Genomic DNA, 13,628 nt, shown 5'->3' with positions numbered 1-13,628 from the left:
CCAGTCAGGCGAGACCGATTACTCCGGCCGGATCAGCAAAAATGGGGACGCTTCCGTGCGCGAGGCGCTCTATGAGGCTGCCCACATCATTCTGACCAAGCCAATCAGGGGCTGTGCCCAGCTCAAGAGCTGGGCGATGCGGATTGCCAAGCGTGCCGGCATGAGCAAGGCCAAGGTGGCGCTGGCGCGCAAGCTTGCCGTCATCATGCTTCGCATGCTCAAGGACAACGTGCCGTTCAACTCAACTGCCAAGGCGAACGCCATGGCGGCCTAAAGCAGGAGCAAAACAGACCTTCGGGCGGGTACCACACCAGCCTTCCCGATGCGAAGTCCCTTCGCCGGGACGATGGATCAGGCCAGGCCGTCATGCGGGTTGTCGACGCATCCAACGATGCGATCACGCTTCCGTAGATTGGCCGGCCGGCTCCTCTCTAGAACCCCATCAGGTGACGGCCACCGCGCCGATCCCGTACAGAAGCAGGTTCCCGGCGAGAGGATGGCGCAAAAAGGGATTGACTAACCAAGCCCGTTACAGAAGCCCGCATGAGCGAAGCGATATGCGGGACCAGCGGCCCCGGATATCGCTGCGCTCATCCGGGCTACAGCGCTGCCACAACCTCCGTCGTCATCCTTCGAGGCGCGCAAGAGCGCACACCTCCAGCGACAACCGCTTCGCGGTCGCGCGGGGATGACCGTGGCGTGTGTGGCAGCGATGCATGGCTGATCTCCAGGCACACCCAAGTATCTTGAGCGGCCGGCGACGAACGTGTAAGGCCCCAAGAGTCCCACCCAGGTGATCGCTTGAACCCCCTTCCCCAAAATCCCGTCGTCGCGTCCGGATCGTTCGCGGCGATGAAGTCGGTGCCGTACCGGCTCCAGTTCATGGCCTACGTGCTGGCGATGATGGCCGACAATATCGAGCACGTGATCAGCTATTGGGTCGTGTTCCAGAAATTCCATTCGCCGGCGCTGGCGGGCTTTGCGGTGCTGTCGCACTGGCTGCCGTTCCTCTTGTTCTCCGTTGCCGTCGGCGGGCTCGCCGACCGGTTCGATCCGCGCCGCATCATCCAGTGCGGCATGCTGCTGTTCATCGTGGCCTCGAGCGGTTGGGGCTTCTTCTTCATCACCGATACGATCCAGATGTGGCACGCGATGCTACTGCTGGTGATCCACGGCTGCGCCGGCGTGTTGTGGCAGACGCCGAACCAGCTGCTGCTCTACGACCTCGTCGGCCCCGCTGATCTTCCGAGCGCGGTGCGGCTGAATGCGATGGCGCGCTATCTCGGCATTTTGGTCGGGCCCGCCGTCGGCGGAATCATCATGCTGACGCTCGGCACCTCGCACGGCATCATCTTCAACACGCTGTTCTACCTGCCGATGCTGCTGTGGCTGTTCTGGGCGCCGGTGCGGGACAAGAGTGTCGCGGTGCGGCGCTTCGCCGTGCGCGGCCTCGCCGACATCATGCTGACCATCCGCGCCATCGGCACGCAGCCGGTGCTGACGGCGATGACATGGCTTGCCGGCCTCACCTCCTTCATGATCGGCAACGCCTATCACGCGCAGATGCCTGGCTTTGCCGGCGATCTCGGCCACGGCGATCCCGGCGTCTCCTACAGCGTGCTGCTCGCGGCCGATGCGGCCGGCGCACTGCTTGCCGGCATCGCGCTGGAATCGTGGGGACGGCTCAAGGGCACGCCGCGCACTGCGATCATGCTCGCGATGCTGTGGAGCCTTGCCCTGCTCGGCTTCGCCTCGGTGCGGATCTATCCGGTCGCGATCGTGCTGCTGTTCTTTGCAGGCTTCTTCGAGCTGTCGTTCAACACCATGGCGCAGGCGCTGGTGCAGTTGAACGCGCCGTCCGACATCCGCGGCCGCGTCGTCGGCCTCTACAACATGGCGGGGCTCGGCATGCGGGCGTTCAGCGGCGTCACGGTCGGCTTGTTCGGTGCGGCGATCGGCATTCACTGGTCGCTTGGGCTGTCGGCGGCGGTTCTGCTGGCGCTGCTGTGTCTCCTGTACCAGCGCGCGGTGAGGAAGGCAGCCGGTTGACTCCGGCCTCTCTCCACCGCACCCTCGATACAGGGCCGGGGAGATGAGACGTTGCACAATCGCTGGGGCATTCTTGCGATCCTGTTCGTCGTTCGCCTCACCATCGCGTTCCAGTTCCAGAGCGTGGCCGCGGTCGCGCCGCTGCTGCAACAGACTTTTGGCGTCGGGCTCGCCGATATCGGCATTCTGATCGGGCTCTATTTCACACCGGGCATCGTGCTGGCGCTGCCGGGCGGCGCGATCGGCCGGAGCCTCGGCGACAAGCCCACGACCATCGCGGCACTGCTGCTGATGACGGCCGGCAGCCTGATCATGGCCACCACCGACGTCTGGGGCTGGCAGATGGCGGGTCGGCTCGCCTCCGGCGCCGGCGGCGTGCTGCTGACCGTGCAGCTCACCAAGATGGGCACCGACTGGTTTGCGGGGAAGGAAATCGCAACCGCAATGGCGATCTTCGTCAACTCCTGGCCCGCGGGCGTTGCGATCTCGCTCTTGGTGCTGCCGGCGATCGGCACCACCTATGGCGCGGGCGCCGTGTTCCTCGTGGCCGGCGCGCTGACCGCGATCGGCATTGTGCTGATCACGTTCTACCGGCCGCCGCCGGGGGCAACCGCCAGCGCGGCCGGCTCCGGGCGGCTTGATCCGCTTGCTCTCTTGGCGGTGATTGTCGCGGGCGCGATCTGGGGCCTCTATAATGTCGGCTTCGCCATGATCTTCTCGTTCGGCCCCTCGCTGCTCGCCGAGCGCGGCTGGAGCATTGCCGCGGCGGGATCGGCGATCAGCCTCGTGATGTGGCTGTCGGTGATCTCGGTGCCGGCAGGCGGCTATCTCGCCGATCGCTTCAAGCGGCCGCTCGTGCTGGCGATCGCGGCCAGCCTCGTGGTGGCTGCCCTGCTGGCCTGGCTGCCTCGGTCCGACGCGGTGATCACGATCCTCGTCCTGATCGGCCTGGTTGGCGGCCATCCGGCCGGGCCGATCATGAGCCTGACCGCCCGCGTGCTTGTGCCGGAAACGAGGGCGATCGGGATGGGCGTGTTTTACACTCTCTTCTATGCCGCGATGATGCTCGGACCGGCGGTGGCGGGCCGGCTCGCCAAATCGGCCGGAACTGCCGCCGTCGCACTCGACCTCGGCGCGCTGACGGTGCTGGCCTGCCCGCCGCTGATGTGGCTTTTCGAACGCATTGTGTCTGTCCGTCATCGACGCGCCCGATCCTAACGCGGCATTAACCCTGTGCACCTTAGGGTCGTCCCGGACTCCGCCAGGCGGGGGGTCGGGTTGTGAAAATGGCGTTGGCGAACAAAAAATTTCTTCCGGCCGCCGAGGAACGTCGGCGTTTCCAGCGGGTGAAGGTTCACCTGCTCGGCCGCTACATGCTGCCGGACCGCCGTGAATTCCCCTGCCAGGTGATCAACATGTCGCCGGGCGGGCTGGCGCTTCTCGCCCCCGGCATCGGCAATGTCGGCGACCGCGTTGTCGCCTATCTCGACCATATCGGCCGGGTCGAGGGCAAGATCACCCGCATCATCGACAATGGCTTCGCCATGACGGTGGGTGCGACGCCCCGCAAGCGCGACAAGCTCGCGGCACAGCTGACCTGGCTCGCCAACCGCGACATCCTCAACCTGCCGGAAGACCGCCGCCACGACCGTATCGTGCCGCGCAACCCGATCGCGGTGCTGACGCTCGAGGACGGCACCAAGATGACTTGCCGCATCATCGACCTCTCGCTGTCGGGCGCCGCGATCGCCGCGGAGAACCGCCCGCCGCTGAAATCGACGGTTCTGCTCGGCCGGGTGCAGGGCCGCGTGGTTCGAAACCTCGAAGACGGCTTCGCCCTCGAGTTCATGCATTCGCAGCCGATCGAGACACTCGAAGAGAGCGTTACCGCGCGGTAAAGCGCGAAGGCACCAAAACCACTGTATTTCCAGCCATGAAGGCGGCCTCCGCAATGCGGACGCCGCCTTTTTCATGGGTTGTGACGAGCCTCGCGCGGGTTAACGCGGGGGCTGCGGGCCTGTGCAAACAACAGTTCCGCCAGCGTTTCCGCGTTAATAGATCAAATTTGAATCAATTGCAGTCATATCGACTTTTATTCGAATTCGATTCAAGTATAGATCGAATTTTCCGCGCCTTTTACTTGAATTCGTCTCGACTTTACTTGGCTGACTTAGCGGCAACTCAAAAGCTCGCTGCGCAATGTGGTCCCAACAAGAAACGGGGGCCGCAATGTTTGATTTCAGGGGACAGGGGAAGGGAATGGCGCTGGCTGCCATGCTCTTCGGAGTGAGCGCGGCAGCGCAGGCCGGCGAAGGCCGCCTGCTCTACGCAAGCCTCGGCGACACCACGCGTGCGCCGATCGGCTGGGTCGAGTTCTGCGCGGATAATGCCGCTCAGTGCCAGGGCGCGCCGACGCAACCGCGCGACATCGTGATGTCGCAGGCTGCATGGCGCGACCTCGTCAAGGTCAATCGCTGGGTCAACGAGACCGTCAAGCCTTTGACCGACCAGGAGCACTGGGGCGTGATCGAGAAGTGGTCGCTGCCGTCGGACGGTTACGGCGACTGTGAAGACTACGTGCTGTTGAAGCGCAAGATGCTGATCGATGCCGGATGGCCGCGCGAGGCCCTGCTCATCACCGTCGTGCGCGACAAGAAGGGCGAAGGGCATGCGGTGCTGACGGTGAAGACCGACAAGGGCGAGTTCGTTCTCGACAATCAGAATGAGAACGTCGTTGCCTGGACGGAGACCGGCTACCGCTTCGTCAAGCGCCAGTCGCAGAGCGATCCCAACGTCTGGGTTTCGCTCGGCGATACCAGGCCGGCGGTCTCCACCGCCAGCGCAAGAGATCAGTAGAGACAAACAAAAGAGTTACGCGATCCGGTCACATCCCCACCCCTCCCCGTCCCAGACCGGTTCGCGCGCGGCCAGCCATCCCCCAATGGCTGGCCGCAACTTTTTTGGGGATGTGCTTCGATCAGTCCTGCTGCGTCTGCCGCGACCAGGGCGGGCGCGCGGCGGTGAAATCGCGCCACGCACTTTGCAAGGCGGGCTGCACCCCGACCGACGCGCGCGCCTGCCAGCCGGCGATTGCCGCAGCCGCGATCACACTGTCGGGCTCGGCAGCGAGCCCGTCGAGCAATGATGCCGTCACTGCCATGTCGTTGAAGGCGCCGAGCTGCTCCTGCAAACCGGCGAGCCTGCGCGAGAATTTTCGCGCGGATTTGCGATCCTCGTAGAGCGGCAGCAGAAACTCGCTGAGATAGCGCAGCCGCTTGGTCGCGAGCCGCACGCGGTGCAGATCTTCGGCGGGAAGCGACTTGAAGCGGCGGCCGCGCTTGAGCACCTTCGCATATTGTTCCGACAGAATGCCCTGCGCGAAGTTGACGGCGGGCTCGGCGAGCTGGCCGAGGTTTTCGGCGGCGACGTCGTTGCGCCAGCCCCGCGTCTCGATCCAGCCGCCGAGGCCGATCAGGAAGGCGGCGCAGCGGCGATCTTCGAGCGCGTCATGCGCCTTGCGATAGGCGTCGGACTGACGCCCGATCGCAGCCCGGCCCAGCGCATCGAAGCCCGCGACCGACGGGCAGGCTTTTGCGATCGTCGGCAAGGTCTCGAGCTGGAACACGTCCCAGTCGCGCGCGGCGGAGAGGTCTTGCGCCAGCCATCTGGCTTCCGACCGCAGCGCATCGAGATTGCTGAGCGCGCCGACCGATCGCATCAGATCGAGCGCCGATCGAAGCCGGCGCAGCGAGACGCGCAGCTGATGCACGCCTTCCGGATTGCGGCCGTCCTCGGCCGCCGGCAGCGACTGAAGCAGATGGAGGAAGCAGGAGCGCAGGATCGTCGCGAAGGCATCGTCGAGCGTAACCGACGCATCGAGGCGAAGTTTTCGCGGCCGTCGCGCCGATGGCGGCTTGTCGGCGGCGAGATCGAAGCCGCGCGCCGATTTGGTACGGATCGACGGCTTCACCGCCCCCTGCTCGGCAAGCCGCAACGCGATCTCGTAGATCGCGCCGGCGCTGCCGCTCTTGAGCTCCAGCTCGATCTCGCTCACCTGTAGCGATCGATCGCCCGCCGTCAGCACACCCTGGTCGAAGGCGATTTCGACCGTGCCGGACGGCAGATCAACCATCCGAGCATGACGATGGATGTCGGCGGTGAAGACGGCATCGAGCGGCTGCGCTGCGAGAGAGCTGCGAAGCTTCTCCGGAATGAAGGGCATCGCGAGAGCCAGATCGGGCGCAAGCGACGGCACGCCCGCCTCCCACTCACCACGGCGCAGCGGATCGTCCACCGCATCGGTCTTCACGGTTTGCACAAAGCGCGCGCCGCTCTGGCGAACGCGCAAGCTCAAGCCGTTGCGCCGCAATGTCCGGTCCGGCGTGTCATAATAGATGGACTTGAGATGCTTGCGCGTGCCCTTGTTGCGTGCGTTCGCCGCGATGACGGGCGCAGCGTTGAAATGCGCCATGCGATCGGCATCGACGAGCAGCTTGAGCTCGATTTCGCCGGCGGGACGTGCGGCAGCGTTCGACTGGGTTGGCGCCGGTACAGGCGTCGCCTCTTGCGATGGCGTCTGGTCGATCACAGCGCCCTCGACGATCGCAGGTTCCGCGCCGGGTTCGGCCGGTTCACGCTGCCTGAGGAAGCCGGCGACGTATTGCGTTTTCTTGTTGTCCTTCGGGACAGGATTCCCATCCGGCGCGCTCGGAGTCTTGCGGCCCGGCGTTACGTCTGACTTCAGCATTTACGGCAACATGACAGTTCGATGACAGAGCGCCACCATATAGCTGCTGCGGCCCGCGAGAAATAGTCACGTTAAGCCGCAGCGCACGATCGTCCACACGAGGAACCGGGCGCTTCGCGAGGCGGTCAGTCTGGAGGACGGCGTACGCCGCTGCGTACCTCCGATGAAGAAAGTCGCTTCCGCACTTGCCGAGGCGCTCGGCGCCAAGCTTGCTGCGCCCGCCATTCCTTCCGCCGGTCGGAAGTGATCATTTCACACAATGAAACGGTATTTTGCTTCCTTGACGCTCCCGTTTGCGCGTGTGACACCTCGTTCCGGTGGCTGCCGGCTGCCCAATGACACTGGGAAAAGGGGGGAGGCCGAAGTGCGGACATCCGCGAGAATTCTGGTTGCCGCGATTGCATGCCTGACGATGGCCGCGGCTGAAACGGCTTGGGCCGAAGCCTGGCCGACCCGGGCAATCAGGATCGTCGTCTCCACGCCGGCAGGCGGCATCACCGATGCCTTCGCCCGCGCCTATGGCGACTATATCTCGCAGAAGCTCCGCCAGCCGGTCATTGTCGAGAACAAAACCGGGGCCAGCGGAGCGCTGGCGGCGCAGTCCGTGAAGGATTCCCCGGCCGACGGTTACACGCTGATGTACACGATCTCGTCCACCCTGCTCGGTAACCGGCTGCTGCTGAAATCGCTGGCCTATGATCCGGACAAGGATTTCACCATCGTCGCGGTGACGCCTTCAGGGCATCTGCCGTTGGTGGCCCATTCCGCCATCAATGCAAAGACGCTCGAAGAGTTCGTCGCGTATGCGCGTGGCAACAAGGTACGGCCGGCTCGTACGGTATCGGCTCGTTCGCACATATTGCGGTCGCCGAGCTCAACCGACAATTCGGCCTCGACATTTCCATCGTGCATTACCGCGGCGAAGCGCCGATGTGGCAGGATTTTGCAGCCGGGGTCATCCAGGCGGCGGTCGGCAGCTACCAGGCCGCGCTTCCGGTGCTCGATACCGGCGTCGGCCGCGCGATTGCCGTGCCGACACCGGTGCGCATGAAGAAGCTTCCCGAAACCAGGACGTTTGTCGAGCAAGGGGTCACCGGCAATGTCTTCCAGCTCACCAGCTTCACCACGCTGGTGGCACCGGCTGCGACACCAACGGACCGGGTCGAACTGCTCGCCAAGCTGATGGTCGAAGGCGGCAAGACGGAGCGTGTGCAGAAGCTACTTGAAGCCTTCGGAGTCGACTCGCCGGCACTGGATCGCGCAGCCTCGGTTGCACTCTACGAAAAGGAAGGGCCGATCTGGCTCGAGTCGATCAAGACTCTCGGATTGGAGCCGCAATAGTTCCGGGGCTGCCGCTTCCGCGTGCGGACCCATCGTTGCCCCACGCTCCCAGTCTTGACGGCGGTAGACAAGGATGTGAGCAAGGAAGCGCGCGATCAATTTCTCAAGCGCGAGACTATTCTTGTAACTCCTGCCGCCTTTCATGATCACCACGAAGTTCTTCGCGGATCTTTGATGAGGCCGATGTTGTCGGACGGGTGCCTTCGACCAGCAGGAGATCGGCGAGCGGCCGCGTCGCCCGCGCGTCACTCTGCGGCTTCAAGATCGGCCGGTCTTTCGGCGCCGCCGAGTGGTGACACCGCAGGGCCATTCAGTGCGGTGCCATCGGGCGCGAATTGCGAGCCGTGACACGGGCAATCCCAGCATTGCTCCAGCGAATTCCAGTGCACAACGCAACCGAGATGGGTGCAACTTGCCGAATGCAAATGCAGATTTCCGCCCCGGTCCCGGCAAGCGGCAATCCTTTTCAGGCCGCTGCGCACCAGGCGCCCTTCTCCAGGGCGCAGCCCTTCGACGCTCGCAATCTCGCTCGCTGTCAGATATTCGGCAAGATTCTTCAGCGGAGTGATGTTCTCGCTGATGAACTCGCCGATGTTCTTCTGAATCCTCCGTGACGGGGCGTAGACCTCCTCCCAAGCGCTCGCGCCTGTCGTGATCAGATCCGTAATCAACATGCCGGCCACAAGCCCATTGGTGATGCCTTGCCCGGAATCACCACTAACGATGAAGAGATGCTCCTCGCCGGGGCTGCGGCCAATGAAGCCGACAAAATCGATCGGCTCCAGCACCTGACCTGACCATCGATGAGTGACCTCGCGCAGGTCCGGCAAACGATCGCGCGCCCAGCGTTCGAGCGCGGCAAGGCGCTGCGCGCCGTCGTCCGCCTCGCCAGACTTATGATCTTCTCCGCCGACGATCACGAGATCCTCGCCGGCAGAGAACGGCTGCAGCCGGACATAATGATAGGGATCGAGTGTGTCCCAATAGAGCGCATCCTCCAGCGCGCCGGCCGGGATCTTGGCGGCGAGCGCGTAGGTGCGGTAAGGCGCCTGTTTGCTATGGATCGCCACCTGCACGTTGACAGGCGAGTTCGTCGCGACCACCACGTCGGCCGCACGGACCTCGTGGCCTGAGGTGGTCGTCACGACCATGTCGCCATGCTGCTCGCGGATGCCTTCGACACAGGTGTCGGCGTAGAGCCGCGCTCCCCGGCCCTGAAGCGCGCCGGCGAGACCGGCGAGATATTTGGTCGGGTGCAGACGCGCCTGGCGCGCAAAGCGCAACGAACGCACCAGACCTTCGGCATGGAACGGGGTCGGCTCGATGCAGTCATCGACGGGAATCCCGAGCTTTCGGCAGCAATTCAATTCCTCGTCGAGCGCGGATGCGGGCGTCTCGGGCGCAAGTACCCAGTAACCGTCCACCCGCCGAAAATTGCAATCGATGCGTTCGGCGCGCTGAATGGCCTCGGCGCGATCAATGGCGGCTGCAACGCTCTGATAGTAGAGATGCGCACAATCAGAGCCGCGCACCCTGACCAGTTCGTCGTAGCCGTCGTCGAGCGCAGTCGCCAGATGCGCGGTGGTGCGCGCCGTCATCCCGCTGCCAATGCGGCCGCGGTCCAGCACCACGACCGAACGTCCACGACTGGCGAGCTCATAGGCGACCGACAGCCCGGCAATTCCGGAACCAATGACCGCGACGTCTGTGGCCACCGTGCTCGATAGCGCCGGAGCGTCGGCGACCAAAACATCCATCCAGGGCGATCGGGTGTGCTCGTCTCGTACGTTCATGAATGTTCCTCGATAGAACAAACGATGCGGCAGGATGCGGGGTTCCTATTCGCCCCGCCTGTTGAGAAGGTGTCATCGAAGGCCAAGCGACTTTAGGAACCTTCATCGTGCTCGCGCTTGAACGGGTATGGAGAGCCCATCGCCCGGGATGCGCGGGGCCTTGCACTAAGCTCAGCTGTACGGCCACCTATTGGTCCGAAATGACAGCTGTATCACCCTGGGGAAAACCACCCGATCTGCTCCGTGCAGGTTGCGCGGGAAATGGTCAGGTCCGGATGGCCGAGATCGCGAGGCGGCGAATGCGAGATTACACCTGACGGGCAGTTCGCTGCCGAAACCGAACTAGCCGTTGACGCAGGTCTGAGCTCCGTCGCGGAGTTTCCTGGCGGCTCGCGGGCCGCGCGTTTCAGAGCCCGAGCACATCCGCGAGCCGCAGCTCGTCGGCGGCGGGATCCTTCAGGAACAGCTCGGCCTCGATCTCGTTCAGATGCGACAACATCTGCGCGCGCGCGGCCTCTCTGTCGCGCTTGCGGATCGCGGCGACGATGCCGGCGTGGTGATCGGTGCCGCAGGCCGGCGTGTCGTGCCGGCGGTAGAGCAGTATGATGAGCGAGGAGCGCGCGATCAGCTCCTTGAGAAAACCGAGATAGATGCTGTGGCCACTCATCTCGGCGACGAGACGGTGAAACTCGCCGGAGAGGCGGACCGAGGCACGCGCGTCGCCGCGCAGCTCCGCCTCGCGTTCCTCGGCAAGATGCCGCTGGAGGCGATCGATCCAGGCCGGCGACACCGCGTCAACGGCGTGATTGACGATCGTGGGCTCGATCAGGCGGCGCGCCTCGAACACTTCGCGGGCGTCGGCAGGCGTCGGGCGTGCGACGAAGGCGCCGCGGTTCTTCTCGATGTTGACGATGCCCTCATGCGCGAGCTGTTGAAGCGCGGTGCGAACCAGCGTCCGGCTTGCGCCGTAGATCTCGCCGATCTCGTCCTCGCCGAGTTTCGTGCCCGGCAGCAGACGATGCTCGAGGATCGCCGCGGTCACGCCTTCCCGGATGCGGCTGACGCGATCGCTCGCATCTGGCGCGTCGGATTTCGGTCGGGACTTGGCGGCCATGGGGATAAGGACTCGATCGTCGCATATGGCCTCGAATCTTAGTCGACCCTCTGTATCCAATCACAGGCGAAACTTTATACAATCCTCGCCTGCTTTGTGTGCACGCAACTGCGAAGGCGCCGGGCAGCCCGGATGCACCGAATTCGATCTAACGATCTGACTCCGCTACACTGTTTTGGAATTCGGCCGGCCAAGGACAATTCAAGAGCGATTGGCACGGACCTTGCGGAGAGAGGCGGAACATCGCTCCTCCCCCGGACACGCCATGGCCACTCCCGCCGCTCTCGAACTGGTCGCCGTCACCAAGCGTTACGACACGACACTGGCGGTCGACACCGTCAATTTGAAGATCCCGGCCGGCACCTATTGCTGCCTGCTCGGCCCCTCCGGCTGCGGCAAAACCTCGACCTTGCGCATGATCGCGGGCCACGAGGCGGTCAGCGAGGGCGACATCATCCTGGGCCCGCAGAATGTCACCGACCTCGAGCCCGCCAAGCGCGGTACGGCGATGATGTTCCAGTCCTACGCGCTGTTTCCGCACCTCACCGTGCTCGACAACGTGGCGTTTGCCCTGAAAATGCGCGGCGTCGACCGACCGACACGGCACAAGCGCGCCGGCGAGCTACTCGAGCTGGTGGCGATGACCCCCTACGCGGCACGGCTCCCCGCACAGCTCTCCGGCGGCCAGCAGCAGCGCGTCGCGCTCGCCCGCGCGCTGATCACCGAGCCGCAGATCCTCTTGCTCGACGAGCCGCTCTCGGCACTCGATCCGTTCCTGCGGGTGAAGATGCGGGGCGAATTGAAGCGGCTGCAGCGCGAGCTCGGCATCAGCTTCGTTCAGGTCACGCACGGCCAGGAAGAGGCGATGGCGCTTGCCGACCACATCGTGGTGATGAACCAGGGCAGGATCGAACAGCAGGGAAGTGCCCGCGACATCTTCCATCATCCCCGCACCGAATTCGTGGCGCGCTTCATCGGCGGTCACAACGTCCTCAGCGACGCAGGCAAACTCATCGCCGTGCGCGCCGATCAGCTCGGCATCGCGCCGTTCACTGACGGCGCCTACGGCGCGCCGGCGCTGCTGACCCAGACCGAGTACCAGGGCTCCTACATCGCTGTCTCGCTCACGCTCGAAGACGGTACCGCCCTGTTCTCCCACCTTCCCGAGGCCGCCTTCGACGTCCATCAGTTCCGGCCGGGCGATCGCGTGCTGGCCACCTGGGATCCCGCCCGGGCGCAACGTCTGCAATAGCGCCGATCAATCACCGGAATGCGCAACAGAGGAGTGAGTGATATGACCGAAACGACCAGGAAGAAGGGCCTTAGCCGCCGCACGCTACTGAAGAGCACCGCGGGCCTCGCCGGCCTTGCCGCCGGCTCCGGCGCCATCACCGGCTTTCCCTATGTGATGTCGGCCGAGCCGAAGGTGCTGCGCTATCTCGGTACCGCCGTGAACGAGGGCGACGACATCTCCAAGCAGTGCCTGAAGGACACCGGCATCAAGATCGAATACATCACCGCGACCACCGACGATGTCACCAAGCGCGTGATGACCCAGCCGAACTCCTTCGACGTGCTGGACACCGAATATTTCTCGCTGAAGAAGCTGGTGCCGTCTGGCAATATCCTTGCCCTCGACTCCAAGAAGATCAAACAATTCGACAACATCACACCGGTCTTCACGAAGGGCGAGACCCCCGGCGGCAAGAAGATCGGCAACCAGGGCACCGCGCCCTGGAAGGTGCTCTATCTCGAGGGCAAGGATTCCAAGACCTTCTCCAAGACGGCGACCGAATTCGTCACGCTGATCCCGACCGTCTACAACGCCGACACGCTCGGCATCCGTCCCGACATCATCAAGCGTCCGATCGGCTCGTGGGCTGAACTTCTCAACCCCGAATTCAAGGGCAAGGCCTCGATCCTCAACATCCCCTCGATCGGCATCATGGACGCCGCGATGGTCGTGGAAGCCACCGGCAAGTACAAATATGCCGACAAGGGCAACATGACCAAGGAAGAGATCGATCTCACCATGAAGGTGATGACCGAAGCGAAGAAGGCCGGCCAGTTCCGCGCGTTCTGGAAGGATTTCAACGAGAGCGTCAACCTGATGGCCTCGGGCGAGACCGTGATCCAGTCGATGTGGTCGCCGGCGGTGACGAAGGTCCGCTCGATGGGCATCGCCTGCACCTTCCAGCCGCTCAAGGAAGGCTATCGCTCCTGGGCCTCGGGCTTCTGCGTCTCCAAGGGCGTCTCGGGTGCGAAGCTCGAATGGGCCTACGAGTTCGTCAACTGGTTCCTGTCGGGCTATGCCGGCGCCTATCTCAACCGCCAGGGCTATTACTCCGCCGTGCTCTCCACCGCGAAGGCGCACATGGAGCCCTACGAGTGGGCGTACTGGATGGAAGGCAAGGCGGCCGAGAAGGACATCAAGGCGCCCGACGGCTCGCTGCTGGAAAAGGCCGGCGCGGTGCGTGACGGCGGCTCCTATGAAGACCGCATGGGCGGCGTCGCCTGCTGGAACGCCGTGATGGACGAGAACGACTATATGGTCCGCAAGTGGAACGAGTTCATCGCGGCGTAA

General features: G+C 64.1%; 11 protein-coding genes and 1 pseudogene. 9 read left to right on the top strand and 3 right to left on the bottom strand.

All coding sequences use genetic code 11. The features are described 5' to 3' along the window. The 5 genes from QCM77_RS36880 to QCM77_RS36860 form a co-directional block, all read left to right on the top strand. On the top strand, positions 1-274 hold a 274-nt coding region (locus tag QCM77_RS36880), incomplete at its 5' end, for a transposase (RefSeq protein WP_280096211.1). A 527-nt stretch (positions 275-801) separates the two neighbouring features. Beyond that, complete coding sequence (locus QCM77_RS36875; protein WP_279660838.1) at positions 802-2,049, top strand: MFS transporter; 1,248 nt, start codon at positions 802-804, stop codon at positions 2,047-2,049. A gap of 51 nt (positions 2,050-2,100) precedes the next feature. Next, the gene (locus QCM77_RS36870; RefSeq protein WP_279660837.1) at positions 2,101-3,267 is read left to right on the top strand and encodes an MFS transporter; all 1,167 of its coding nucleotides are present in this window, start codon (positions 2,101-2,103) and stop codon (positions 3,265-3,267) included. Positions 3,268-3,335: 68 nt separating this feature from the next. Then, positions 3,336-3,947: a PilZ domain-containing protein gene (locus tag QCM77_RS36865; protein ID WP_247984434.1), complete on the top strand. Its 612-nt coding sequence runs from the start codon at positions 3,336-3,338 to the stop codon at positions 3,945-3,947. Between the two features lie 331 nt (positions 3,948-4,278). Then, the gene (locus QCM77_RS36860) at positions 4,279-4,905 is read left to right on the top strand and encodes a transglutaminase-like cysteine peptidase (RefSeq protein WP_279660836.1); all 627 of its coding nucleotides are present in this window, start codon (positions 4,279-4,281) and stop codon (positions 4,903-4,905) included. Positions 4,906-5,026: 121 nt separating this feature from the next. Here QCM77_RS36860 and QCM77_RS36855 read toward each other — a convergent pair whose 3' ends face one another. After that, positions 5,027-6,796 (bottom strand): CYTH and CHAD domain-containing protein, encoded by a 1,770-nt coding sequence (locus QCM77_RS36855; protein ID WP_280096210.1) that lies wholly within the window; start codon positions 6,794-6,796, stop codon positions 5,027-5,029. Positions 6,797-7,055: 259 nt separating this feature from the next. Here QCM77_RS36855 and QCM77_RS36850 point away from each other — a divergent pair. After that, positions 7,056-7,559: pseudogene (locus QCM77_RS36850) on the top strand (Bug family tripartite tricarboxylate transporter substrate binding protein); the annotation flags it as partial. A 77-nt stretch (positions 7,560-7,636) separates the two neighbouring features. Continuing rightward, entirely contained in the window at positions 7,637-8,137 is a 501-nt protein-coding gene (locus tag QCM77_RS36845) for a Bug family tripartite tricarboxylate transporter substrate binding protein (RefSeq protein WP_347882422.1), read from the top strand. Positions 8,138-8,382: 245 nt separating this feature from the next. Here the strand turns inward: QCM77_RS36845 and QCM77_RS36840 are convergent, their stop codons facing one another. Beyond that, complete coding sequence (locus QCM77_RS36840) at positions 8,383-9,930, bottom strand: FAD-dependent oxidoreductase (protein WP_279660834.1); 1,548 nt, start codon at positions 9,928-9,930, stop codon at positions 8,383-8,385. Between the two features lie 406 nt (positions 9,931-10,336). Further along, positions 10,337-11,044 (bottom strand): GntR family transcriptional regulator, encoded by a 708-nt coding sequence (locus QCM77_RS36835; RefSeq protein ID WP_279660833.1) that lies wholly within the window; start codon positions 11,042-11,044, stop codon positions 10,337-10,339. A gap of 265 nt (positions 11,045-11,309) precedes the next feature. On the opposite strand from QCM77_RS36835, the gene QCM77_RS36830 reads away from it, so the two are divergent. Next, on the top strand, positions 11,310-12,296 hold the full coding sequence (locus QCM77_RS36830; RefSeq protein WP_279660832.1) for an ABC transporter ATP-binding protein: 987 nt from the start codon (positions 11,310-11,312) through the stop codon (positions 12,294-12,296). 42 nt (positions 12,297-12,338) lie between these two features. Further along, positions 12,339-13,628, top strand: coding sequence for an ABC transporter substrate-binding protein (locus QCM77_RS36825; RefSeq protein WP_279660831.1), 1,290 nt, complete (start codon positions 12,339-12,341; stop codon positions 13,626-13,628).

The organism is Bradyrhizobium nivariense (assembly GCF_029846695.2).
Lineage (GTDB): Bacteria > Pseudomonadota > Alphaproteobacteria > Rhizobiales > Xanthobacteraceae > Bradyrhizobium.
This window is presented reverse-complemented; position numbering and strand designations above follow the sequence as displayed.

What these genes read in the sequence shown, in the direction of transcription:
- QCM77_RS36865 (WP_247984434.1), top strand. Translation starts at nt 3,336, where the DNA reads ATGGCGTTGGCGAACAAAAAATTTCTTCCGGCCGCCGAGGAACGTCGG.
- QCM77_RS36860 (WP_279660836.1), top strand. Translation starts at nt 4,279, where the DNA reads ATGTTTGATTTCAGGGGACAGGGGAAGGGAATGGCGCTGGCTGCCATG.
- QCM77_RS36855 (WP_280096210.1), bottom strand. Translation starts at nt 6,796, where the DNA reads ATGCTGAAGTCAGACGTAACGCCGGGCCGCAAGACTCCGAGCGCGCCG.
- QCM77_RS36840 (WP_279660834.1), bottom strand. Translation starts at nt 9,930, where the DNA reads ATGAACGTACGAGACGAGCACACCCGATCGCCCTGGATGGATGTTTTG.
- QCM77_RS36835 (WP_279660833.1), bottom strand. Translation starts at nt 11,044, where the DNA reads ATGGCCGCCAAGTCCCGACCGAAATCCGACGCGCCAGATGCGAGCGAT.
- QCM77_RS36830 (WP_279660832.1), top strand. Translation starts at nt 11,310, where the DNA reads ATGGCCACTCCCGCCGCTCTCGAACTGGTCGCCGTCACCAAGCGTTAC.
- QCM77_RS36825 (WP_279660831.1), top strand. Translation starts at nt 12,339, where the DNA reads ATGACCGAAACGACCAGGAAGAAGGGCCTTAGCCGCCGCACGCTACTG.